Source organism: Fusobacterium sp. JB019, assembly GCA_030673965.1.
Classification (GTDB): domain Bacteria; phylum Fusobacteriota; class Fusobacteriia; order Fusobacteriales; family Fusobacteriaceae; genus Fusobacterium_B.
On the sequence record JAUTCN010000005.1, the window covers coordinates 146,978 to 172,590 of the forward strand.

General features: G+C 26.4%; 24 protein-coding genes and 1 riboswitch. Of the genes, 17 read left to right on the forward strand and 7 right to left on the reverse strand.

What is annotated here, in order from left to right; genetic code table 11:
* Positions 1 to 51: 51 nt before the first annotated feature.
* The 3 genes from Q7K47_04940 (at position 52) to Q7K47_04950 (ending at position 2,209) form a co-directional block, all read left to right on the forward strand.
* Complete coding sequence (locus Q7K47_04940; GenBank protein ID MDP0506562.1) at positions 52 to 909, forward strand: DMT family transporter; 858 nt, start codon at positions 52 to 54, stop codon at positions 907 to 909.
* Positions 910 to 1,047: 138 nt separating this feature from the next.
* Positions 1,048 to 1,656 carry a hypothetical protein gene (locus Q7K47_04945; GenBank protein MDP0506563.1) on the forward strand — a complete coding sequence of 203 codons (609 nt, stop codon included), beginning with the start codon at positions 1,048 to 1,050 and terminating at the stop codon, positions 1,654 to 1,656.
* Positions 1,657 to 1,744: 88 nt separating this feature from the next.
* Positions 1,745 to 2,209, forward strand: a complete 465-nt coding sequence (locus Q7K47_04950; protein ID MDP0506564.1) for a TspO/MBR family protein — start codon at positions 1,745 to 1,747, stop codon at positions 2,207 to 2,209.
* A gap of 52 nt (positions 2,210 to 2,261) precedes the next feature.
* On the opposite strand, the gene Q7K47_04955 is transcribed toward Q7K47_04950, so the two are convergent.
* The 4 genes from Q7K47_04955 to Q7K47_04970 form a co-directional block, all read right to left on the reverse strand.
* On the reverse strand, positions 2,262 to 2,555 hold the full coding sequence (locus Q7K47_04955; GenBank protein ID MDP0506565.1) for an HU family DNA-binding protein: 294 nt from the start codon (positions 2,553 to 2,555) through the stop codon (positions 2,262 to 2,264).
* A gap of 232 nt (positions 2,556 to 2,787) precedes the next feature.
* Positions 2,788 to 5,244, reverse strand: a complete 2,457-nt coding sequence (locus tag Q7K47_04960; protein ID MDP0506566.1) for a heavy metal translocating P-type ATPase — start codon at positions 5,242 to 5,244, stop codon at positions 2,788 to 2,790.
* Between the two features lie 15 nt (positions 5,245 to 5,259).
* Positions 5,260 to 5,526 (reverse strand): metal-sensing transcriptional repressor, encoded by a 267-nt coding sequence (locus tag Q7K47_04965; GenBank protein MDP0506567.1) that lies wholly within the window; start codon positions 5,524 to 5,526, stop codon positions 5,260 to 5,262.
* Positions 5,527 to 5,668: 142 nt separating this feature from the next.
* Positions 5,669 to 8,401 carry a transporter substrate-binding domain-containing protein gene (locus Q7K47_04970; protein MDP0506568.1) on the reverse strand — a complete coding sequence of 911 codons (2,733 nt, stop codon included), beginning with the start codon at positions 8,399 to 8,401 and terminating at the stop codon, positions 5,669 to 5,671.
* Between the two features lie 195 nt (positions 8,402 to 8,596).
* Between Q7K47_04970 and Q7K47_04975 the strand changes: the two genes are divergently transcribed.
* Complete coding sequence (locus tag Q7K47_04975; protein MDP0506569.1) at positions 8,597 to 10,363, forward strand: DUF4401 domain-containing protein; 1,767 nt, start codon at positions 8,597 to 8,599, stop codon at positions 10,361 to 10,363.
* The gene (locus Q7K47_04980; GenBank protein ID MDP0506570.1) at positions 10,363 to 10,845 is read left to right on the forward strand and encodes a GDYXXLXY domain-containing protein; all 483 of its coding nucleotides are present in this window, start codon (positions 10,363 to 10,365) and stop codon (positions 10,843 to 10,845) included. Before Q7K47_04975 ends, Q7K47_04980 begins: the two co-directional genes overlap by 1 nt.
* A gap of 29 nt (positions 10,846 to 10,874) precedes the next feature.
* On the opposite strand, the gene Q7K47_04985 is transcribed toward Q7K47_04980, so the two are convergent.
* Complete coding sequence (locus tag Q7K47_04985) at positions 10,875 to 12,059, reverse strand: M20 family metallopeptidase (protein ID MDP0506571.1); 1,185 nt, start codon at positions 12,057 to 12,059, stop codon at positions 10,875 to 10,877.
* Positions 12,060 to 12,210: 151 nt separating this feature from the next.
* A riboswitch (Lysine riboswitch) is annotated at positions 12,211 to 12,383 on the forward strand.
* Between the two features lie 110 nt (positions 12,384 to 12,493).
* On the opposite strand from Q7K47_04985, the gene Q7K47_04990 reads away from it, so the two are divergent.
* The 6 genes from Q7K47_04990 to Q7K47_05015 are packed head-to-tail and all read left to right on the forward strand — an operon-like array spanning position 12,494 to position 18,181.
* Positions 12,494 to 13,699: an aspartate kinase gene (locus tag Q7K47_04990; protein ID MDP0506572.1), complete on the forward strand. Its 1,206-nt coding sequence runs from the start codon at positions 12,494 to 12,496 to the stop codon at positions 13,697 to 13,699.
* Between the two features lie 20 nt (positions 13,700 to 13,719).
* On the forward strand, positions 13,720 to 14,706 hold the full coding sequence (locus Q7K47_04995) for an aspartate-semialdehyde dehydrogenase (GenBank protein MDP0506573.1): 987 nt from the start codon (positions 13,720 to 13,722) through the stop codon (positions 14,704 to 14,706).
* An 11-nt stretch (positions 14,707 to 14,717) separates the two neighbouring features.
* A complete protein-coding gene (gene dapA, locus Q7K47_05000; GenBank protein ID MDP0506574.1) occupies positions 14,718 to 15,605 on the forward strand; it encodes a 4-hydroxy-tetrahydrodipicolinate synthase in 888 nt (295 codons plus the stop codon).
* Complete coding sequence (gene dapB, locus Q7K47_05005) at positions 15,596 to 16,291, forward strand: 4-hydroxy-tetrahydrodipicolinate reductase (GenBank protein ID MDP0506575.1); 696 nt, start codon at positions 15,596 to 15,598, stop codon at positions 16,289 to 16,291. Before dapA ends, dapB begins: the two co-directional genes overlap by 10 nt.
* A gap of 26 nt (positions 16,292 to 16,317) precedes the next feature.
* The gene (gene dapD / locus Q7K47_05010; protein ID MDP0506576.1) at positions 16,318 to 17,022 is read left to right on the forward strand and encodes a 2,3,4,5-tetrahydropyridine-2,6-dicarboxylate N-acetyltransferase; all 705 of its coding nucleotides are present in this window, start codon (positions 16,318 to 16,320) and stop codon (positions 17,020 to 17,022) included.
* Positions 17,023 to 17,044: 22 nt separating this feature from the next.
* Positions 17,045 to 18,181 (forward strand): aminotransferase class I/II-fold pyridoxal phosphate-dependent enzyme, encoded by a 1,137-nt coding sequence (locus Q7K47_05015; protein ID MDP0506577.1) that lies wholly within the window; start codon positions 17,045 to 17,047, stop codon positions 18,179 to 18,181.
* Positions 18,182 to 18,227: 46 nt separating this feature from the next.
* Here the strand turns inward: Q7K47_05015 and bioB are convergent, their stop codons facing one another.
* Positions 18,228 to 19,193 (reverse strand): biotin synthase BioB, encoded by a 966-nt coding sequence (bioB, locus tag Q7K47_05020; GenBank protein MDP0506578.1) that lies wholly within the window; start codon positions 19,191 to 19,193, stop codon positions 18,228 to 18,230.
* Between the two features lie 130 nt (positions 19,194 to 19,323).
* A complete protein-coding gene (locus tag Q7K47_05025) occupies positions 19,324 to 19,656 on the reverse strand; it encodes an arsenate reductase family protein (GenBank protein ID MDP0506579.1) in 333 nt (110 codons plus the stop codon).
* A gap of 185 nt (positions 19,657 to 19,841) precedes the next feature.
* Between Q7K47_05025 and Q7K47_05030 the strand changes: the two genes are divergently transcribed.
* Genes Q7K47_05030 through rbsB form a run of 6 tightly spaced genes read left to right on the forward strand, consistent with a single transcriptional unit; the run spans position 19,842 to position 25,601 of the window.
* Positions 19,842 to 20,813, forward strand: a complete 972-nt coding sequence (locus Q7K47_05030) for a LacI family DNA-binding transcriptional regulator (protein ID MDP0506580.1) — start codon at positions 19,842 to 19,844, stop codon at positions 20,811 to 20,813.
* Positions 20,814 to 20,863: 50 nt separating this feature from the next.
* Complete coding sequence (gene rbsK / locus Q7K47_05035; protein MDP0506581.1) at positions 20,864 to 21,805, forward strand: ribokinase; 942 nt, start codon at positions 20,864 to 20,866, stop codon at positions 21,803 to 21,805.
* A 25-nt stretch (positions 21,806 to 21,830) separates the two neighbouring features.
* On the forward strand, positions 21,831 to 22,238 hold the full coding sequence (rbsD, locus tag Q7K47_05040; GenBank protein ID MDP0506582.1) for a D-ribose pyranase: 408 nt from the start codon (positions 21,831 to 21,833) through the stop codon (positions 22,236 to 22,238).
* A gap of 12 nt (positions 22,239 to 22,250) precedes the next feature.
* Positions 22,251 to 23,756: a ribose ABC transporter ATP-binding protein RbsA gene (gene rbsA, locus Q7K47_05045; GenBank protein MDP0506583.1), complete on the forward strand. Its 1,506-nt coding sequence runs from the start codon at positions 22,251 to 22,253 to the stop codon at positions 23,754 to 23,756.
* Entirely contained in the window at positions 23,746 to 24,717 is a 972-nt protein-coding gene (rbsC, locus tag Q7K47_05050; GenBank protein MDP0506584.1) for a ribose ABC transporter permease, read from the forward strand. Before rbsA ends, rbsC begins: the two co-directional genes overlap by 11 nt.
* Before the next feature lie 14 nt (positions 24,718 to 24,731).
* Positions 24,732 to 25,601, forward strand: a complete 870-nt coding sequence (rbsB, locus tag Q7K47_05055; GenBank protein MDP0506585.1) for a ribose ABC transporter substrate-binding protein RbsB — start codon at positions 24,732 to 24,734, stop codon at positions 25,599 to 25,601.
* The last annotated feature ends 12 nt before the right edge of the window (positions 25,602 to 25,613 follow it).

Genomic DNA, 25,613 nt, shown 5'->3' on the forward strand with positions numbered 1-25,613 from the left:
ATCTCGAGGAAACTCGAGATTTTTTCTTATCTTTTTTATAAAGGAGATTTCATGAATAAATTAAAATTTATTTTTATTCTCATATTATTTTCAACTGTTGGAGTTTTTGTAAAAAAAATACATTTAGATTCTGGAAAAATAGCATTTATAAGAGCAATAATTGGATTTATATTTTTAGTTTTTATAGCTTTAATCAAAAATAAAAAAATTTTTCTAACACAAATTATATATAACAAAAGAAAAATAATTTCTTCAGGCTTTTTACTAGGATTAAATTGGCTTTTTTTATTTCAAGCATATAAATATACAACTCTTTCAATAGCAACTATTGCTTGTTATTGTGCTCCTATCTTTATGCTTTTTTTATCTATTTTATTCTTGAAAGAAGAACCTGACATAAAAAAAATAATTTGTATTCTAATTTCTATATTTGGTATGATTTTAATTTTTTACAATAGCAATGATTCTAGTAGTAGCATTATATATAATCACACTTTAGGGATTTGCTACGGCCTCCTAACCGCTATTTGTTATTCTGTTGTAATTATTATTAATAAATCTCTAGAAGATATTTTTTCTCTAGAACAAACTTTAGGTCAATTTTTTTCTGCAATTATTATATTACTATTTTATCTATTAATATTTGAAAACTTTAATTTTAAAGGATTAGATATAATCTCATCAATAAATTTAATTGTTATCGGAGTTATACATACAGGATTTGCTTTTTTTATTTATTTTTCTTGCATTAAAAATATACCTGGACAAAGCGTTGCAATCTTAAGTTACATAACTCCTATATTTGCAGTTTTTATATCTATATTTTATCTAAAAGAACCTATCAATATCTTTCAACTATGTGGAGGAAGTTTAATTTTAATATCAACTTTTATAGCTGAAAAAAAATAATCTCTCTTTAAAAAAAGTTTATACATTAGTTCACTTTAAATATAACTTTTTTTGACTAAAATATAGTTGCAGTGTTAAAATAATCATAATCACTTTTAAAATAAAAAATTATTAAACTTATAAAAAGGAGCAAATAAAATGAAAAAGAATTTTATATTATTAATATTAACTTTAACACTATTCAGTTGTTCTCCTGCTAATAGAAAATTAAATAGCTTTAAACAATCAAGGTCATTAAAATTGTCTAAAACAGTAATAATTAAAGATAATATGTTTTTTAGTGATATGCAAAGTAGTGTAAAAGGTGGATTAAATAGTCTTCTTGGAGATTTTTTAGCAAATAGCATGGATAATAAAAAAGAAAAATTTATTAAAGTTATGATAGAAAATAATATTAATATAGAAAATATTGTTTTAAAATCAGCAAACAAAGAATTAAAAAAAGCAGGAATAAATAATTCTGATAATTCAGAATTTGAAATAAAATTTATTGTTAGACTATACGGTTTCGGACAAAGACAAGGACTTTCGAAAAAACTAAAACCTATAATGGTTATTGAAGCTAAAATAAGTGACAATAATAATGAAATTGTCTTTAAGGACATTGAAAACATTACTACTTTTAATTCAAAGACCAAACATTATGAAATAGATGAATATATTAAAGATTATAATAAAATAAATGCTGCATTAGAAGGAGTTGCATCTATTGCTATATCAAATATTTTAAAAAATTTAAATTCATAAAGTAGCTAAAACAGATAATTTTGTAATTTTATTTTTTTAGGGTATAATATATATATAATTATATTACTTTAATTTAAGGGGGCTTTTTATGAAAAAATTCAATTTACCTAAGTTTCTTTTTTGTCTTTTAATCCCTGCTATATCTGGAGGGGTTTCTGGATTTTTCAATCAAAATTCAGTTGAATTATATGAGAAACTTGTTCTTCCTGAGTTTGCTCCACCTTCTTTTGTTTTTCCATTGGTCTGGACTTTTCTTTATACTTTTATGGGAATAGGATTTTATTTAATTCTTGAAAAAAGAAGAAATAAATTTGCAGTAACTAGTTTTTTTATCCAATTAATAGCCAACTTTGCTTGGCCATTTGTATTTTTTAAATTCAATTTAATTATTCCAGGATTTTATTTACATATGTTCTTATTACTAAGCGTAATATGGATGACATTCAATTTTTTTAAACTAAATAAATTTGCAGGGGTTTTACAGTTACCATATATAATTTGGTTAAGCTTTGCAGGATATTTAAATTATTACATTGTTTTACTCAACGCTTAAATTTATAAATAAAAAAATAGAGTGAATTAATTTCACTCTATTTTCATCTTTTTTATTTTATTTTAGCTTTTGATTTAGCAACTTTATCTTCTAAAGTTTTTCCCACTCTAAATTTAACAACTTTTTTTGCTTTTATTTTCATTTTTTTACCTGTTTGAGGATTTCTGACTTCTCTTGCTTCTCTTTTTACTACTTCCCATTTACCCCAACCAACAAAACTAACTGAATTTCCTTTTTCTAGGTTATCTGAAACTGTATCTAAAAATAAATTTACCACTTTTTCCGCATCTTTTTTTGCTATTGCTCCATTTTCAGCAATATCTGCTATAAATTCCTTTTTTGTCATACCTCTCCTCCTTATTTTTTATCTAAAACACTACTATGGTTATAGCCCGTAATTCTTAATTTGTAAAGCTTTTTTTTATTTTTTTAATTAAAAGCAAATTAAAAAAAAGGAAATTTAATAGATATTTTGAATAATAATATGTGTCAAGGTGTTATGGATTTTTTCTCAAACAAACTCATATATCTTTACTATTTAATTAAGGGGAAAATATTTTCCCCTTAATTTATTTTTATTAACTTATTTTAATAACTTTATACCCTGCTGATTCAATAGTATTTTTTATAATTTCATCATTAATGTTATCTAAAACGTTAAAAACTGCTATTTTTGTTTCTAAATCAACTTTAACATCTGTTACTCCTGAAACTTCATTTAAAGCATCTGTCACATGCTTTACACAATGCATACAACTCATCCCTTCTATTAAAACTTCTTTTCTCATAATATCCTCCTCTATTTTAAATCTTTTTAATCTAAGAGCATTAGTTACAACAGATACAGAGCTAAAACTCATAGCCGTTCCTGCTATCATTGGATTTAGCAAAGGCCCACCAAACAAATGTAAAACTCCCATAGCAACAGGAAGACCTAATGTATTATAAGCAAAAGCCCAAAATAAATTTTGTTTAATATTTTTTATAGTACTTTTGCTCAATAAAATAGCTGTAGGAACATCTCTTAAATCATTTTTCATAAGAACAATATCTGCTGATTCAATAGCAACATCTGTTCCACTCCCAACTGCTATTCCTATATCTGCTTGTGCTAAAGCTGGAGCATCATTTATTCCATCTCCTACCATTGCAACTTTTGTATTATATCCTTGGAATTTTTTAACTGCTTTTGATTTATCTTCCGGAAGAACTTCAGCAAGAATTGTATCTATATTTACTTGCTTACCTATGGCTTCTGCTGTTTTCTTATTATCTCCTGTTATCATCGCTACTTTAATTCCCATTTCATGTAATTTTTCAATAGCTCTTCTACTATTTTTTTTAACTGTATCTGCCACTGCTACTATTCCTGCAATTTCATTATCAACAGCTATATACATTGGAGTTTTACCTTCCATAGCTAATCTATCTGACGCCTCTTTTAAATCTTTTAATTTAATTTTCTTATCTTTCATAAGTTTTAGATTTCCAGCTAATATCTTTTTACCTTCTATTTTTACTTCAATACCATGTCCTGGAATCGCTTCAAAAGAAGACACTTTTTTTAATTCTATTCCTCTTTCTATAGCTTCATTAACAATAGCTTCTCCTAGAGGATGTTCTGATCCTTTTTCAGCTGATGCTATTAATTGTAATAATTTATTTTCTTCTAAATTCCCTAAATTAATTATATCTGTTAATCTAGGTTTTCCTTCTGTAATTGTTCCTGTTTTATCAAAAATTACCATCTCAACTTCATGAGTTTTTTCTAAAGCTACTCCACTTTTTATTAAAACTCCATTTTCTGCACCTTTCCCCGTCCCTACCATTATAGCTGTTGGAGTTGCTAGTCCTAAAGCACAAGGGCAAGCTATAACTAATACTGATATAAAAATAGTTAAAGAAAACTTAACTGTTTCCCCTCCTATAAAATACCAAGCTAAACTTGATAAAAGGGCTAACCCTATGACCGTTGGTACAAAATATCCCGCTATAACATCTGCTAAATTAGCTATAGGAGCTTTTGAACCTTGAGCATTTTCGACTAATTTTATTATTTGAGCAAGAGTAGTATCTTCTCCTATTTTTATTGCTCTATATTTTATAAATCCATTTTTATTAATACTTGCACCTACTATATTATCCCCAATATTTTTTTCAACCGGAATACTTTCTCCTGTAATCATAGACTCATCAACAGAAGTATTTCCACTTATAATTTTTCCATCTACTGGAATCTTTTCTCCAGGTTTTACTATTATTATATCTCCAACTTGGACTTCTTCTATAGGAATAGTAACTTCTTTTTCCTCCCTAATAATCGTTGCTATTTTAGGAGCTAAATCTATTAATTTCTTTATTGCTTCTGAAGTTTTACCTTTCGAAACTGCTTCTAAATATTTTCCTAAAGATATTAAAGTTATAATAACTGCAGCTGATTCAAAGTATAAATTTTTTGCATAAATTATATTTCCAATCATAACTTGATATGCTGCATATACTCCATAAAGAAAAGCTGCTCCAGTTCCTATTGCTATCAATGAATCCATATTAGGATTTCCTTTAATTAAAGTCCTTATTCCTACTGTATAAAATCTATATCCAAATATTACAACAGGTAATGTCAATATTAATTGAGATAATGTAAAATTAACTGGATTTATCATTGGGTTTAAAAAATTGGGTAAAGCTAAACCGAACATATGTCCCATAGATATATATAAAAGAGGTACTGTAAATATAGCTGCTGCTAAAAATCTTTTCCAAAGCAATTTAATTTCACTTTGTTTTTCTTTATTCCTCTCTTCAAAAGAAGGAAATTCTTCCTTACTTAAAGCTGTGTAACCTGCATTTTCAATAACTTTTTTTATTTCTTTCTCTGAAACTAATCCTTCATTATAACTAATACTTAGTTCCTCTGTAGTTAAATTAACACTTGCTTTAGTAACCCCATCTAATTTTAAACTAACTCTCTCAACAGTTTTTGCACAAGCAGCACATGTCATTCCTTGAATTTTCAATATTTTTTTCATCATAGTAATCCCTTCCTTTTATTTTCCCATCATTTTGGTTAAAAGTTTTATAACCTCATCTATTTTTTCATCTTCATTATTGTTCTTAAATGATTCTTTTACACAATGTTTCATATGTTGCTTAATTATTAATATATCTGCTTTTTTTAAAAGAGATTGGGAAGCTAAAATCTGATTAGAAATATCAATACAATATCTATTATCCTCTATCATCTTAATTGCAGCTTCAACCTGTCCTCTAGCTATTTTCAAAGTTTGTAATGCTTTTTTTCTTTCTTCATTCATTTTATAAACATCCTCCTCTACCCCCCCTGCACGGGGGTGTTTCTATATGTATACCATCTTTATTTTTATTTGTCAATAAAAATAAAGAAAGAGAAAAAACTAATTCTCTTTCTTTAATCTTAATATTTATGAAATTAAATTCTTATATTAATTTATGTAAAGCTATAATAAGCTCCTTTATATTTATAGGTTTACCTATATGACTATTCATCCCTACTTTGAAAGATTTTTCCATATCTTCATCATAAGCATTAGCAGATAATGCTATAATAGGAACCTTTTTATTAAAATTTCTTATTTTACTTGTCGCTTCTAATCCATCCATTATAGGCATTCTTATATCCATTAAAATTGCATGGAATATATTTTCCCTTGTTATTTCTACAGCCTCCCTACCATTTTTTACCCAAGCATAATCAAAATTATGATTTTCTAATATTTTCATTACAATCTTAGCATTTATTTCAATATCTTCACATATTAATATTTTTTTACCTTTAAATTTATCAAAATCTATTCTATGATAATTTTCCTCTTTTTTTCCTTTAATTCTTTTTTTATCTATCAAATCAAAAGTAGCTATAATTTTAAAAGTTGTCCCTTCTCCCACTTTACTTTTACAATAGATTTTCGCTCCCATAGCATCTACAATCCTCTTACAAATCGAAAGTCCTAACCCTACTCCATCAGTTTCTGAAGTATCTTTATTTTTTTCTCTAGAAAATGCATTAAACATTATTTTTTGAAAATCTTTAGATATTCCTATTCCATTATCAGATATTTCATCAATAATTGTTAGTCTTTTATTTTCAACAAAAAATCTAGTTTTCCATATAACTTTTCCTCCTGAAGGAGTATATTTTATCGCATTATTTAATAAATTTATCAATACCTGTTCTACTCTTTTAGAATCAAATTTAGAATAATATTCTCTATCTATTTCTTCTGTATCTATTTGAAAATCTATATTTTTTTCTAAAGCTTTAGTTCTAATTATTGTTTGAACTTTATTAGAAACTCCACCTATTTTTTGAACTTTATTTTTTAAAAATATATTCTCTGATTCTAATCTTTGAAGATCCAAAACATCTGTTAAAAGTTCTAATAAATATTCTGAACTTTCTTTAATTTGTCTAAAATATTTTTTAGTTTTTATATCTTTAGTTTCATCTATTCCAAAGTTAGACAAACCTATTACTGCACTTAAAGGAGTTCTCATATCATGACTCATTCTAGCTAAAAAGTTAGTTTTTGCTAAATTAGCTTTATCTAATTCTTTATTTTTTTTATGCATTCTCATAGAATGAACTAGAAATCCATAAAGTAATATTAATATCGTAATAAAAGATAACATCAAATCATATCTATAAGCATAAAGCCATGTTGAAAAATCCATTTTATAATGAACTTCCATTACATTTTTAGTTACAATTGATTTAAAAATAGATTCATCCATGCTTATTATTGTTTTGTCCAATATCCTTTTCACTAAAGGATTTACATCAGATGATATAACTAAATTCATAGAATTATCCATCACAGGCATAGGATATATTTTTAAATCTTTAAATCTTGGATTTTGTAAATAATATTGTGCGTCAAGATTACTAACAACGGTACAACTAATATCTCCTCTTTGAATTTCTCTAAAACACTCTTCTATAGTTTTAAAATCTCTTATTATCCAATTTGGCTTAGTTTTTTTTATAAATTCACGTACTGATAAAAAATTTTTTGGAATACCTATTATCTGTTTTCTATTAAAATTTATTTTTCTATCTTTTTCATATACAAAAGACCATTGCATTTTAATTAATTTTTTAGCAAAAACTAATTGTTCATTAGACAATAGCTTTTCTGTTTTTTGAAGCCCTATAGACATATCTGTACTCTTATTTTCAATACTTGTTAATAAATTTTCTCCATTCTTAGTGCCTTTTATCTTTAACTTTATCCCTGATTTTTTAGATATTGCTCTTATTATATCCGCTTGAATACCTTCATATCTTTTAGTTTTATTGTCATAATGTGATAAAAAAAATCGATTTGGTAATACTGCTACGGTATACTCTGGTTTAATTTTTAAAAACTCTTTTTCTTCTCTTGTAAGTTGTGTTTTTTCATTATAAATTTTTGAATAATATTTTTTTATAAGACTTGTATTAAATAAAGGATTATCTTCATATAATTTTCTTTGAGCTTTATTAAATAGTTCTATTTTACCACTACCTTTTAACCCCATAACATAAAGAGGTGATAAATCAAAATAATCTACCGCTCTCAATGTTGATGAATATTCCATTATTTCAGAAGCTATCATATCTATTTTTTGTTTCTGCAATGCTTCTTCAGCTTTAAATCTTGAAGAAAATCTAATCAATTCACATTTAAAATTATTTTCTTTTGCATATTCTAAAAATCTTTCCCCTAAAGGATCACAAGAATATCCGATCTTTTTATTATTAAAATTTTTATAATCTTGATAATAAATTTCATTTTTTGGCTCTGTATAAACTATTCCTTTAGAATATCCCATACTATATCTTGAAAAATCATACTTCTTTTTTCTTTTCTCTGTTATATGACCTAACATTATTAAATCAAGATTACCATTTTCTAAACTTTTTACTATCCCATCCCAAGATCCTGAAATTAATTTTATTTTTATATTTCCCTTTTTTTCCAGTTTTTTTATATACTCATAGGCATAACCACTTGCATTTCCTTCTTTATCAATTTTATTAAAATCACTAAATTCCATATACCCAATTTTAATCAACTGATCATTATTTTCTTTAGCCAAAGCGTTACAGATTATACTTATTTGAAAAACTAATACCCATATAAAAAATAATACTTTTTTTATATTTTTCATTCATGTCTCCTTTGATTAAAATTTTTATATTTTCACAAAAAATACAATTTATCTATTTTATTATACAAAACTTTCTTTAAAATTACTATTGTATTTCTAGTTTTAAAATAAATTTTTAGTTATTAAAAATTTATTTTTATGATATAATCAAAATAATTTTAATACTATAATATTTAATAAAATTTGGAGGCCTCTATGTTTCTTAAATTAAAAAACTTATTTTTATCTTTTGCTATATTATTTTTACTTACTGGAACAAGTTTTTTCTTTGCTTATAATTGGAATTATATGGGAAATTATGAAAAATTATCGTTACCCTTATTTTTAATATTACTTGGAATTATCGGTTGGCTATTTTTTCAAAAAAATAAAAAATATCGTCAGCTTTGCTTATTTTCATCTTCTTTTTTTATAGGATCTCTTTTTGCTGTATTTGGACAAATCTACCAAACAGGAGCAGATTCTTATATTTTATTTCGTAATTGGGGATTTTTTATTATTTTATTTTCAATAATAGAAAAATTTTACCCTCTTTGGATTTTAAATATTACTATATTTACAATTTCAATTATGAAATATATTGACTTTTTCTATGATGATTCTATACTAGTTCTATTTTCTGGAGGAATATTTCTTTTCTTTTGTTTTTTTATATATATAATATTATCAAAAAAAATGTCTTCACCTATTAAAAGATATTTTTACAATTTAATATCCTTTTCATCAATTATTTTTTTAACACTTGGTTTTTGTTCTTCTTTAGTTTCATCTAGAATTAAATTTTATGACAAATCCATTCTTGGAATTATTTTTATAATTGTTATGATTTCATTTTTTTTCTTAAATAAAAAAACTCTAGATAAACCAGAAATAAAAATATTTCAAATAACTTCTATTACTTTTGTCATAAGTTCTTTTGTTATTAATAATGTTATAGGTTTCAACTTCTATTCTCTTGAGACTGCTATTTTGGGAATATTCTTTATTATTTGTCTATTTCTTATTAGTTTAATAATAATTTCAAAAAAATATAAAAATTCTTTTTTTACACAAAGTTTTATAGGATTTTTTAAAACATTTTTAATAATTCTTACTATTTTATTTTTCTTAGGCTTAAGTTCTCTATTAGGACTTAAAGAATTAGGCTTTTACTTGGGAGGAATTTTTCTTGTTTTTATAGCTAGCTTTTCACCTAAATATTTAAAATTTAAAAAAGAAACTATTGAAATAATTACTTTTATTTCTGGACTTATTTTAATATTTTTAGGAATTATGGAAACAATTACTTCTAATAAATTAATTGGAATTTTAATTATTTGGATAATTTATGGAACTTTTTGGATTGTAAGAAAATCTATGGCTTTAGATTTTCTTTCTGTTCCTACTTTAATTTTTGGACTTTATTTTTCTAATATTATTCCTTATAAATTTGAAAGTATCTTTGTTATTATTCCTTTAATTATTTTATTAATATCTTTACTTTACAATAACTTTTTAAATAATAAATTAAAAAGAATACTTAGAGGTACTGAAATATCAGCTATGATATCTATTTTTTCAATTTATTTAAATAATAAAATTCATATTGGTATTTATATAATTGATCTCTTAATTATGGGAATATCTTTAATTATTTTTTATAAAATTTTTCATAAAAAAAATATTAATCTTTTAATTTCAATAGGGTTAATTATTCTTTTAATTGAATTTTTTATTTTAAATGGTAGTCTTACTAATTTAGAATTTATTAATTTAGGAATAATGTTTACATTGTTTTATATTTTCAAAGAAGAAAAAAAAATGTTAATAATTTCAATTCTTTTTCTAGGAGGTCAAATTATAAGTTATTATTATAATTTAGATATAACATTAATTAAAAAATCATATATGCTTTTGGAAAGTAGCGCCTTATTATTTCTAGGATATTATCTTCTTAACAAATTAAAATTGGAGGTTAAATAATGAAAAAAATACTTGTTCTTTCAAACATTTTTTTATTATTAATTACTTTTGGATATTCTGTGTCTAAAGAAGAAACTAACTTAAAAAAATATTCTTTTTATTTAAAACTTAGTCCTGTTGACCCAAGATCTTTAATTCAAGGAGATTATATGAATCTTGATTATCAAATAATAAATGATAGTTATAAAGACCTTAAAAACTTAAAAAAAGGATATATTAAAATTTATATAGACGAACAAAACATAGGACACTACATGGATATTCAAAATTCTTTAACTCCTTTATCTACCAATGAAAAATTAATCTATTTCATTAAAACTTATAGCACTCTAGATATTGGAGCCAATTCTTTTTTCTTTCAAGAAGGACAAAGATATCTCTTCCAAAATGCAAAATATGCCGAAGTTATTATTCTTAAAAATGGAAAATTAAGATTAAAATATTTATTAGATAAAAATTTAAAAATTATAAAAGCAAAATAAAAAGGAAATGTAATACATTTCCTTTTTATTTATATATTTTTTAAATAATCATAAGCTTTTAATAAATTCATAATTTGAACTTTAACTCCTAAGCTTAATGATGACTCCTCAATCGAAAATAAACCATTATGTAAAGGTTTATTTTCCTCTCCTTTTTTCCCTACTCCAAGATTGAAAAAAGCACCTGGAACTTTATCCAAATAATATGCAAAATCTTCAACTACCATTTCTGGAACTTTCTTTTCTTTAACATTTTCAAATCCTAAAATTTCATTTCCACTTAATTTTATTAAATCTACAAATTCATCTTTATTTATAAGAGCCATATAACTGTCTCTATATTCTACTTCTCCTATAGCTCCCATTCCTTCACAAATCATTTCAACCATATTTTTTATTTTTGGTTTTATAGAATCTCTCAAACTATTAGAAAGAGTCCTAATAGTTCCTTCTAATAAAACATCCCCTGTTATTACATTTTCAGTTTCTCCACCTATAATTTTCCCAAAACTTAAAACCAACGATTCTCTTGAATCTATATTTCTACTAACTATTGTTTGAAGAGCAGTTATTACTTGAGCTGCTATAACTATTGCATCAATTCCAGTACTTGGATAAGCTCCATGACAACTTTTCCCTTTAATTTTTATTTTTATCCCTGTTGAAGCTGCATTCATAGCTCCATACTTAATTGCTATCTTTCCTGCATTTATAGAAGGATCAACATGTAACCCAAATATTCCATTCACATTTTTAAGAACCCCTTCTTCTATCATTGGAACTGCTCCTCCTGTTGTTTCTTCTGCTGGTTGAAATATTAATCTAACATTGCATGGAAGCTCTTCTTTATTTTCTGAAATAACTTTTGCCACCCCAAGTAAAATACTCATATGAGCATCATGCCCACATGCATGCATTTTCCCATAATGTTCTGATTTAAATTCAAATTCAGTTTCTTCAATTATTGGTAATGCATCCATATCTGCTCTAAAAGCTAAAGTTATATTTTTATCTTTCCCTTCTATGTTTGCAACAATACCACTTTCACCTATATTTTTTTGATAATCTATTTTTAAATTATCTAATATTTTACAAATTATTTCAGTTGTTTTGGGAAGAGAAAAACCTAATTCTGGGTACTTGTGTAATTCCCTTCTAACATCAATAACAAAATTTCCTATCTTATTTGCTGAATTTAATATTTTTTTTTTCATATTTCTCCTCCTAATTTTTTTCTTTATCTAATTAAAACAAGTTTAATCAAAAATAGCAATTAAATAAAATATATTATATCAATACTATTCATTTATAAAATATATTTTTATTTTGCCTGTTATAAGTGTATAATACACCTTAATTAAATAAGAATCAGATTGAGGAGCAATTGACATTAGTAGCTATATAGAGTTTACCTAAAATTTTGAAATATAGTGAAAGGGAAAATTGCCGAAGTATGAACCTTAGGTAAGTTTATATTGGGGACATAATTAAAAGTTGTGTTACTGTCATTGATTATTCAATGTTGTGCTTTCTGTTGTGTCTTACTAGACTTTAGTATGCGTCATTAGTATAAATTACTAGACCAACAGTTTGTAATCTGTTGGTCTTTTTTATTTAATTAAATTTTTAAAACAAAGGAGATTTACAAATGAGAGTAGTACTAAAATACGGAGGTTCTAGTGTTGCCACAATTGACAAAATAAAAGCTATTGCTGAGTATATAATAAAATTAAAGAAAACTAAATATGATGAAATAGTTATAGTTGCTTCTGCAATGGGAAAAACTACAAATAAATTAATTTCATTAGCTAAAGATATTTCTGAAACTCCTAATCAAAGAGAATTAGATTCTCTTCTATCAACAGGAGAGCAACAAACTGTTTCCCTTATTTCAATGGCTATTAATTCCATGGGAACAAAAGCTATTTCCTTAACAGGATCTCAAGCAAATATTTTAACTAGTGGAGTGCACACAAAAAGTAAAATTAAAAGTATTAATACAGATAGAATAAAGGCATATCTTAATGAAGGAAAAGTAGTAATCGTTGCTGGTTTTCAAGGAATCAATGAACATGGAGATATAACAACTCTTGGAAGAGGAGGTTCTGACACTAGTGCTGTTGCATTAGCTGCAGCTTTAAAATGCGAATGCAGAATTTATACTGATGTAGATGGAATATACAGTGTTGATCCTAGACTACACCCAAAAGCTAAGTTTATAGAACAATTATCATATGAAGAAATGATGGAAATGTCTAATTTGGGAGCTGGAGTTATGGAAACTAGAGCTGTGGAAATAGGTAAAAAATATAATGTGCCTATATTTGTCGGGAAATCTTTAAGTGAATCTGGAGGAACTTATATCATGAATACAATTAATGCATTAGAAGAAAAATTAGTTACAGGAATTAGTATTACAAAAGAAATTATTATTACAAGAATATTAAATATTGGTTATTCACCTGAAAAAATTTCTAAAATATTTTCAATTGTTGATGCTGGAGGATTAAATATAAATATGATTACACAAAATATGACTAAAGACTGTCATGTTGATCTTTCATTTAGTTGTAAATCTGATGAAAAATATTTATTAGAACAAGTTATTGAAAAAGTAAAAGAAACTATTCCAGAAGCTGAAGTTGATTATAATGACAATTTAGGAATGATTTCTATTGTTGGAGTTGGAATGATTAATAACTCTGGTATAGCTGGAAGATTCTTTTCATCTTTAAGCAAAGCTAATGTAAATTTCTATCAAGTAACTACTTCTGAAATAAGTGTTTCATGTAGTATTGATAGAGAGTTAGTTGAAACTGCTGTTAAAGCCGTTGCTGAAGAATTTAATTTATAAATAAACTAGGAGGATTTAAAATGAAAGTTGCTATTGTTGGTGCTACTGGGTTAGTAGGGAGTACTTTTTTAAAAGTTTTAGAAGAAAGAAATTTAGAAATAACAGAATTATATTTATTTGCATCTAAAAGAAGTGCAGGTAAAAAAATTAGCTTTAAAGGTTCTGAATATATAGTTGAAGAATTAACTGAACATAGTTTTGATCGTGGAATAGATATCGCTTTATTTTCTGCTGGAGGAGATACTAGTAAAAAATTCGCTCCTATAGCTGCTGAAAAAGGATGCCTTGTGATAGACAATTCTTCTGCTTGGAGGATGAATGACTCTGTTCCTTTGATTGTTCCTGAAGTTAATAGTAATGCTGCTTTTAATAATCATAAAATTATAGCTAACCCTAATTGTTCTACTATTCAATGTATGCTTCCTCTTAAAGCATTAGCTAATAAATATGGATTAAAGAGAGTAATTTTTAATACTTATCAAGCTGTTTCTGGTTCAGGACAAAAAGGTGTTTTAGACTTAACTAATGGATTAAAAGGAGAAAAGCCTCAAAATTATCCTCATCCTATAGTTAATAACTGTCTTCCGCATATTGACATATTTTTGGATAACGGTTACACTAAAGAAGAGATGAAGATGGTAAATGAAACTAGAAAAATATTAGAATTACCTAATCTTCCAATAACTGCAACATGTGTTAGAGTTCCCGTTGTTAATTCTCATTCTGTTTCTATCACTGCAGAACTTGAAACTGATTTTGATTTAGATGAAGTAAGAGATATTTTTTCTAAATATCCAGGAATGATTTTAGTGGATAATCCTGAAAATAATGAATATCCATTAGCCACTAATGCAACTGGACATGATGAAATTCTTGTAGGAAGAGTTAGAAGAGATTTTAGTGCTCCTAAAAGCATTAACTTTTGGGTTGTAGGAGATAACATTAGAAAAGGAGCAGCTACTAATGCTGTTCAAATTGCAGAATTATTTAAAAATATAAATAAATAGGAGGAAAAAATATGACCTTATTTACAGGATCAGGAGTTGCAATAATCACACCATTTACAAATTCAATGGAGGTAAATTATCCTAAACTTAAAGAACTTTTAGAATTTCATATTGAAAATGAAACAGATGCTATAATCATCAATGGAACAACTGGAGAATCTGCTACTATGACAGATGAAGAAAGTTTGAAAGTAATTAAATTTACTGTTGAAGTTATTAATAATAGAATTCCTGTAATTGCAGGAACTGGTTCAAACGACACAAGACATGCTATAGAATTTAGCGTTGCGGCTACAAAACTTGGAGTAGATGGATTATTAATTGTTACTCCTTATTATAATAAAGGTAATGAAAATGGAATATATAATCACTATAAAGCTATTGCTGAAGCCGTTAATTGTCCTATCATTCTTTATAATGTTCCTTCTAGAACAGGAGTTAATTTATCAATACCTCTTTTAGAAAAACTTTCTAAATTTGATAATATTATAGCAATTAAAGAAGCTAGTGGAAATATTTCTTATGCTGCTGAAATAGCTAGAGTTATTCCTTCTCTTACTATCTATTCTGGTAATGATGATATGGTTGTTCCCTTATTATCACTTGGAGCTAAAGGAGTTATTTCTGTTTCAGCTAATATAATACCTAAAATAACACATAAAATGGTTATTTCATTTTTAAATTCTGACATTAATAAAGCAATGAGATTACAATTAGATTATAATGATTTAGTAAATGCTTTATTTATAGAAACAAATCCTATTCCTATAAAAAATGCTATGAATTTTTTAGGTTATAATGTTGGACCTTGTAGATTACCTCTTGGAGAAATGTTTGAAGAAAACAAAAAAACTTTACATACTATATTAAATAAACATGGAGTTGACAAATGGATATAATTATACACGGAACAGGAGCTATGGGAAAAGTAGTTTCTGACCTATTAAAAGAAGAAGAAAATTTAAATGTTAGTGGCTTTGCAGATGAATTAACAAATGAAAAAGGAGATGTTATAATCGATTTTTCTCATTTTTCTAGATTAAATTCTCTACTTGAATATGCTAGAGAAAATAAAATTCCTTTAGTTGTTGCAACTACCGGATATGATGATAACACTTTGAATAAATTAAAAGATTTTTCAAAAGAAATACCTATTCTTCTATCATCGAATATGTCATTAGGAGTTAATCTTATGCAAGATGTTCTTAAAAAAATAGTTCCAATATTATATGATAAATACGATATTGAAGTTATTGAAAAACATCATAATAAAAAAGTTGATTCTCCAAGTGGAACTGCTAAAACTATTTTAGAAGTTATTGAAGAAGGCTGCAAAGAAAAAATGAAAGAACAATATGGAAGAGAAGGAATTAAAAAAAGAGAAGAAAATGAGATCGGAGTACATGTTGTTAGAGGCGGAACTATTGTTGGAGAACATTCTGTTTTATTCTGTGGAAATGATGAAATCATTGAAATAAAACATACTGCAATGTCTAAAAAAATATTTGCAGAAGGGGCTATAACAGCTGCTAAATTTTTATCTGACAAACCTGCTGGGCTTTATTCTATGAAAGATATATTTTAATAATTAAATTTAAACGGAGGACAATAATGAACGGATTAAATACTGCTGAAGAAATAATAGCATTTATAAAAAACTCAACAAAAAGTACACCTGTGAAGGCTTATATTAATGGTAATTTAGAAAATTTAAAAACAACTGCAAAAGTTTTTAAAGGAGAAGGTTCTTATATATTAATAGGAGAATCTGATGAAATATCTAAAATATTAGAAAATTACAAAGAAACTATAACTGATTTTCATATTGAAAATGATAGAAGAAATTCTGGAGTTCCTACTCTTGACCTTAGAAATATAAATGCAAGAATAGAACCTGGAGCTGTTATTAGAGATAAAGTTACTATTGGAGATAATGCAGTTATAATGATGGGAGCTGTTATAAATATTGGATCTATAATCGGAGAAAATACCATGATAGATATGGGAGCAATCCTTGGTGGAAGAGCTACAGTCGGTAAAAACTGTCACATTGGAGCTGGAACTGTTCTAGCCGGGGTTATCGAACCTTCTTCTGCAACTCCAGTAATAGTTGAAGATAATGTCTTAATTGGTGCTAATTCTGTAGTTATAGAAGGAATTAGAATTGGAAAAGGAGCTGTTGTTGGAGCTGGTTCTATAGTTTTACAAGATGTTCCTGCGGGAGCTGTTGTTGGAGGTAATCCAGCAAAAATTATAAAAACAGTTGATGAAAAAACTTTAGGAAAAACTCAACTTGTTGATGACTTAAGAAAATAGTCTTAAAGATAAGGAGGCATAAATGGAAGTAAACAAAGTAGTTAGTAATTTACAATACTCTTTAATCAGAGCATTAAAAGAAGAAGCAACAAACTATTCAGATGTTATTGATTTAACTGTAGGGGAACCAGATTTAGAGACACCTAAGGAAATTGTATTAGAAGCATTTGAAAGAGCTAAGGATATAAAACTTAGTTATCCACCAACTGGAGGTGGAGAAAGAATTCGTTCTCTTATCGCTAAACATTATAATAAAAAATATAATACAAATTATCAAACTGATAATATTATTGTAAATGTAGGAGCATCTGAGGCTATATCTTCTTGTTTTAGAACTATTCTTAATCCAGAAGATGAAGTAATTGTTCTTTCTCCATTTTATGCAGGATATCCTCCTATGATAGAACTTTGTTATGCAAAACCTGTTTATATTGATATTTCTAAATATGATTTTGTATTAACTCCTGAAATTTTAGAGAAATATATAACTGATAAAACAAAAGCTATCTTATTTTGTAACCCTTGTAATCCTACAGGAAATGTTATGGGATATGAAGAAATGAAAAATCTTGCAAATTTTTTAGCAGGAAAAGATTTATTTATAATTTCAGATGAAATTTATAGTGAACTTGCTTTTGAAGAATTTTATTCTTTCGGTTCTTTTGAAAATATAAAAGAACAGCTTATTATTATAAATGGATTTTCAAAATCTCATTCTATGACTGGATGGAGAATTGGTTATACTATTTTCCCTGTTAAATATCGAAAAAACTTTTTAAACACAACACTTTATACATTAAGTTCACCTATGGCAGTTTCAATTCTTGCAGGAGAAGTTGCTCTAGAAAGATTTGATGATAGAAGTGAGTTTAAAGATATCTATAAAAAAAGAGCTCTTTATCTATATGACGAGCTAAAAAAATTGGGACTTGAACCAGTTAAACCTAAAGGAGCTTTCTATATTTTTGTTAACTATTCTAATATTTCAAAGCTAAATTCTTATGATTTTGCTATTGATTTACTAAAAAAATCAAAGGTTGCCCTTGTGCCAGGGATTGCTTTTGGTGTAGAAAATTATTTTAGAATATCTTCTATCTACGATCTCCCTATCTTGGAAGAAGTTGTTAACAGATTAAAAATATATATAGAAGGGAATTAAAAAAAGCGGTGAAATTTCACCGCTTTTTTCTATTATTTAATTATTTTTATTTAGCCCATAATTTTTTTAAATTTTCTATAAATTTAAAATCATCTTCAATACTTCTTCCATTTATTGTAAGATATCCACCAATCATCATTCCATTAGCTCCTGCTAAAAATGCATTTCCCATAAAATCTTTTAGAATACTTTCTCTTCCTGCTATTACTTTTATTCCCTTATCTTTTAATATTAATCTATATATAGCTATTGTTTTTAATATTTCATCCACTGATAATATTTCTCTATTCCCATGAGGAGTTCCTGGAATTGGATTCAAAATATTCATTGGAACTGCATCTACATTTAATTCTTTAAAAGTAAAAGCCATATCCATTCTATCTTCCCATGTTTCACCCATTCCTAATATTCCGCCACAACAAATTTTCATTCCTGCTTTTTGAGCATTTTTTATAGTTTCAATTCTATCTTCCACATTATGAGTAGTTGCAACTATATCTTTATATGATTTTATAGATGTCTGTAAATTTGAATGAAATCTATTAATCCCTTTTCCTTTTAAATATCTAAGCTCTTCTTCTGATAAAAGACCTATTGAGCAACAAATTTCAATTTTACCATCCTTTGTCATATCTTCTGCAAATTTAGCTACTGTTTCATAGTCTTTTGTTCCTTGATTAATTCCTCTTCCACTTGTAACTATTGAGAATCTATCGCTATTATGTTCTATTGCAACTTTACATTCTTCTTCTAAAGTTGCAATATCCTTCATAGGATAAGTGGTTATACAAGTATTATACTTCTCAGATTGAGCACAAAATTTACAATCTTCTGAACATTTTCCAGACTTTGCATTTGTTATTGTACAAGTTTCTATTTTATCACCACAATATTTTTCTCTTGTCATATTAGCAACTTTAAATAATTCTAAAAGTTCACTTCCTTTTAAATTAACTAACTCCATTGCTATTTCTTTTGTTACTTCGCCATCAATATACTTTTCTAAATTCATTTTCCATTCTCCCTTTTAACTTTATAATTTTTGTAATATAATTCAAAGTTATGTTACAGAAGAAATTATACAATCTATTCAAAAAATTGTAAACATTTTTTATTCCGATGGTTAACATTTCATATTTTGCCTATTTTATCCATTCCTTCCATATTTCTGGCTTATACCCTATAGTCACTTTATTTTTTTCTCTTAAAATTGGAGTCTTAAAAAGAGTAGGTGAATCCATTAATAATTCCAAAGTATCAAAAACATAATATTCTAAATTACGTTTTTTAAATTCTTTTCCTTCTCTATCTAAGAGATCTCCAATATCAAAAATTCGTACTATGCTTTTCAACTCTCCTTTTGAAATTCCTTTTTCTTTGAGATTAATAAATTGAATATCAATTTTTCTATCCTTGAAAAATCTTATAGCTTTTTTTGTATCATTACAATTTTTAACTCCAAATATCTGTATCATTAATAACTCCTCACATTTATATAGTCATCTTATTTTACTACATTAATTAAAAAATGTTAAACTATATCTTAAAAAAAATAATATTTTTTTAAAAAAACGTTCGAAAATAAAGCTTAAAAATCATTTGACAAACAAAAGTTATAAATGTATAATGATGTAAGCGGTTACATGATAAGGAGAGTAATATGAAAATAAAAGATATCGCACGACTAGCTGGTGTATCCACGGCTACTGTATCAAGAGTAATAAATAATTCTTCTTCAGTAAAAGAAGAAACAAGAAAAAACATTTTAGAAATTATTAAAGCTAAAAATTACAAGCCTAATATAACAGCCCAAAATTTAGCTAAAAAAGAAAACAACACTATCGGAGTAGTTATTCCTGATTTAGATAATCCCTTTTTTGGAAAAATTATAAAAGGAATTTATGAAAAAATCGAAAAAGAAAATTTAAATATTATCCTTTTAAATAGCTATAGTAGTTTAAAAAAAGAAAAAAGAGTAATTGAAACTTTAATAGAGCAAAGAGTTAAAGGAGTTATAATAGTTCCTATAGCAAAAGATAAATTTTCTAGTTATGAACATTTTAATAGATTAGATGAATTTAACATTCCTTATGTTCTTATAGATAGAGAAGTTGAAGGAGATAATTTTTCTAAAGTTTATTTAGAAAATAGAAAAGGAGCCTACAATGCAACTAAATATTTAATGAATAAAACAAAAAATATTGCTATGATTTCAGGCCCTACTAGAACAACCACTGCAACTAAAAGATTAGAAGGTTATAATATGGCCATGGATGAAGAAAATTTAGAAAAAAAAGTTTATTATGGAGATTATAAAATAGATTCAGGTTATAAAATAATAACCGAAATTATAAAAAAAAATAATCTTCCAAAAGCTTTATTTATAGCTAATAATATGATGACACTTGGAGTAATAAAAGGACTTATAGAAAATAACATAAAAATACCTGAACATATTTTAATATTTAGTTTTGATGAGGTAGAAATGGCTGAAATTTTTGGTATTAAAATAGATTATCTTGAATTTAATGTAAAAGCTGTTGGAGAAAAAGCAGTAAATATATTAAAAGATAAATTAAATGGTGATAATTCTAGAAAAATTATCAAAATACCTGGAAAAATAAAAAAATAATTTTTTTAATTTTAAATGTAAACGGTTACAAAATTAATGAAAAGGAGGATATGACAAATTATTTGCCATATAAAATTATGAAAAAAATATTAGTAATTGGAAGTCTTAATATGGATTTAGTTACCATGGCTAAAAGACACCCTAAATTAGGAGAAACAATTATTGGAAAAAGTTTCTTTCAAATTCCAGGGGGAAAAGGAGGAAATCAAGCAGTTTCCATTGCAAAATTAGGTGGAAATGTAACTATGTTTGGTTGCGTAGGTAAGGATTCTCATGGACAAATATTAATAAATGAATTAGAAAAGAATAATATCCAAACTAAGCACATAAAAAAAGTTGAAACTAATACTGGTATTGCTACAATAGTAGTAGATGAAAATGCTGATAATACTATAATTGTTGTTCCTGGAGCAAACTTTGAAATAAATAAAACAGATATTGATAATAATATAAATTTAATAAAAGAAGCAGATATAATTCTTCTTCAATTGGAAATTCCTATAGAAATAGTTAAATATATCTTAAAAAAAGCAAAAGAAAATAATAAAATTACTATTCTTAATCCTGCTCCAGCTAAAAAACTTTCTAAAGATATAATCAAAAATGTTGATTTTTTAATTCCTAATGAAACTGAATTAGAACTTTTAAGTGAAATGCCTACTACTTCTAAAGAAGAAATTTTAATAGCTTGTAAAAAACTTCTAAACAAGGGTGTTAAAAATCTTATAGTTACATTAGGTAAAAAAGGATCAATATTTGTAGGAACAGACAAAACTTTTAGTGTTGGGATTCACAAAGTAAATGCTATTGATCCAACTGCAGCTGGCGATTCCTTCATTGGAGGAGTTATAAGAATGTTATCAGAAGATAAAGAAATAAAAGAGGCCATGGAATTTGGAGCTCAAGTAGGAGCTATCACAGTAACTAAAAAAGGAGCTCAAAGTTCTCTTCCTACATGGAATGAAGTTATTGATTATAAATTTAAAAAATAATATAAATATTTAAAGGAGATAAACTATGAAAAAAGGCAGATTATTAAACAGTGAAATTAGTTCTGTAATCTCTAAAATGGGACATACAGATCACATAACAATAGGGGATGCTGGGCTACCTATTCCAGGTAAAGTAAATAGAATAGACTTAGCTTTAGAAAAAGGAATTCCTAGCTTTTTAGAAACCTTAGAAGTGATTTTAGAGGAATTACAAATAGAAGAAGTTATTATTGCTAAAGAAACAGAAGAAATAAGTATAGATTTATACACTAAAATATTAAACTTATTAGAAAAAAAATGTGGAAAAATAACTATTTCAAAAGTGTCTCATGAAGAACTAAAAAAAATTACAAAAGAAAGTAAAGCTGTAATTAGAACAGGAGAATGCACACCTTATGCTAATATTATTTTAAAATCAGGGGTAACTTTCTAAGGAGAAAACAATATGAAAAAAATATTAGAAATGTCTGGAATAATTAAAAATTTTCCAGGAGTAAGAGCATTAGATAATGCTAATTTAAGTATATATGAAGGAAAGGTAATGGCTCTACTTGGTGAAAATGGAGCTGGAAAATCAACTATAATGAAAATAATGACTGGAATATATAAAAAAGATGCTGGAATAATTAAATATAACGGAAAAAAAGTTGAATTCAATGGACCAAAAGAGTCTCAAAATGCTGGAATAGCTATAATTCATCAAGAATTAAATTTAATAGATAATCTGTCTATTGCTGAAAATATTTTTTTAGGAAGAGAGTTAACTAAAAATTTTAAAATAGATTGGAATATAATGTTCAATGAAGCAGATATAATCTTAAAAAAATTAAATTTAAAATATTCCTCTAAAGAATTAGTTGGAAATTTAAGTATCGGAGAAAAACAAATGGTAGAAATAGCAAAAGCTCTTTCTCAAAATGCTAAAATAATAGTTATGGATGAACCTACCGATGCTCTTACTGATACTGAAACAAAAAGTTTATTTAAAGTAATAAATGAATTGGTAGCTGAAAATAAAAGTATCGTCTACATTTCTCACAGGTTAAAAGAAATATTTGAAATATGTGACTTTGCTACTATTATGAGAGATGGAAAATTTATAGATGAACTTATTGTAAAAAATACAACAGAAGATATTATTATCGAAAAAATGATAGGTCGAAAATTAGAAGATCAATTTCCTAGAATAGATACTAAGTTTGGTGATATTTCTTTAAAAGTAGAAAATCTTAATGGAGAAGTTACAAAAGATATTAATTTTTTTGTTAGAAAAGGTGAAATATTAGGAATAGCTGGACTTATGGGTGCTGGAAGAACTGAATTAGCAAAAACTATTTATGGATGTTTTAAAAAAACAAATGGACAAATTTATATTGAAGGAAATAAAGTAGAAATTAATTCTCCCCAACAAGCTTTAGAAAATAAAATTGCTTATGTTTCAGAAGATAGAAAGGGAGATGGATTAATTGTCGGGCTTTCTGTGAAAAAAAATATGAGTTTATCTTCACTATCAAAATTTGAAAATTTTTATAAAAAAATTGAACCAAATAAAGAAAAAAAATCAGTGAAAAATTTTATATCAAAATTTAATATAAAAACTCCTACAATGGACCAATTGATAAAAAATTTAAGTGGAGGAAATCAACAAAAAGTAGCTATAGGAAAAGCTCTTATGACCAATCCTAAAATATTAATTTTAGATGAACCTACAAGAGGAGTTGACGTAGGAGCTAAAAAAGAAATTTATAATCTTATAAATGAGTTTAAAAAACAAGGTATGAGTATTATTATAATTTCTTCCGAAATGCCAGAAATACTAGGGCTTAGTGATAGAATAATGGTTATGTATAATAAAACTATCACAGGAATTTTTAATAAAAATGAAGCTACCCAAGAAAAAATAATGAAATGTGCTATAGGCTTTATAAAGGAGAAGAATAATGAAAACTAATACAATATCAAATGACTTATCAATAAAAAAAGAAAATAAATTTTTAGAAAATAAACCTTTAGTTGGTTTAGTTATATTTTCAATAATTGTCTCAATATTAAATCCAAGATTTTTATCAATAGCTAACTTTTTAAATATATTAAGACAAACATCTATAAATGCAATAATAGCAACTGGAATGACTTTTGTTATATTAACTGGAGGAATAGACCTTTCAGTTGGATCCATTTTAGCTCTTTGTGGTGCTGTATCTGCTAGTATGCTTACTAATGGAGTAAATGGTTATATTGTTTTGACAGTAACTCTTATTTTAGGAACCATTCTTGGAGCAATTAGTGGAAGTTTTATCAGTTATGGAAAACTTCAAGCCTTTATAACAACTTTAGTAGCTATGACTTTATTAAGAGGTGCTACTTTAGTTTTTACAGATGGAAAACCAATTTCTATGGGATTTAGAGATAATGCTCTTTTATTTGATACTATTGGTGGAGGATATATTTTAGGAATCCCTGTTCCTATATATATAATGATTTTTGTATTTGCTGTATGCCATTATATTTTAAAAAATACCAGATTTGGTAGATATGTTTTTGCAGTAGGTGGAAACGAAGAAGCTACTAAACTTTCTGGAATTAATGTTGATAGATTAAAAGTTAAAGTATATGCTATAAGTGGAGGTTTATCCGCCTTAGCTGGAATTATTATCACATCTAGATTAGGATCTGCACAACCTACAGCAGGAACAGGATATGAATTAGATGCTATTGCTGCTGTAGTTTTAGGTGGAACTTCACTTTCTGGAGGAATTGGAAGCATCTCTGGAACTATAACTGGAGCTTTAATTATTGGGGTTCTTGGAAATGCTTTAAACCTTTTAGATGTATCATCATATTACCAAATGATGATAAAAGCAATTGTTATCTTAGCTGCAGTATTAATTGATAAAAAAACAAATAAATAAAAAGGAGAAGAATAATGAAAAAAGTATTAAAATTATTAATTGTAGGATTTTGTATTGGAATGATTTCAACAGTGGCTTTTGCTAAAGGAAAGGTAGGATTAGTAGTATCAACTTTAAATAATCCTTTCTTTGTAGATTTAAAAGAAGGTGCTCAAGATAAAGCAAAACAACTAGATATGGAACTTATAGTTTTAGATTCCCAAAATGATCCCGCTAAAGAATTATCAAATGTAGAAGATTTAATTGTAAGAGGAGTTGATGTAATATTAATTAATCCCACAGATTCAGATGCAGTATACAGAGCTGTAAAAAATGCTAACAGATCTAAAGTTCCTGTTATTACTTTAGATAGAGGAGCAAATAGAGGCGAAGTAGTAACTCACATCGCATCTGATAATGTTGCTGGAGGAAAAATGGCTGGAGAATTTATTCTAAACAAATTAGGTAAAAATTCTAAAATTATTGAATTAGAAGGTATACCTGGAACAACTGCTGCAAGAGATAGAGGAAAAGGATTTAATGAAATCGCTAATGATAATTTAAATGTAGTTGCAAGACAAGCAGCTGATTTTGATAGAACAAAGGGGCTTAATGTAATGGAAAATATGATCCAAGCTCAACCTGAAATAGATGGTGTTTTTGCTCACAACGATGAAATGGCTCTAGGAGCTTTAAAAGCTATTGGAAATAAAAATATATTAGTTGTAGGATTTGATGCAACTGCTGATGCTGTTAAATCAGTTGAAGAAGGAAAATTAGCTGCTACTATAGCTCAACAACCTAAATTAATTGGAGCAAAAGGAATAGAAACATCAAATAAAATAATAAAAGGAGAAACAACTCCTAAATTTATTCCAGTGGATTTAAAATTAATTAAAAAATAATATAAGCATAAA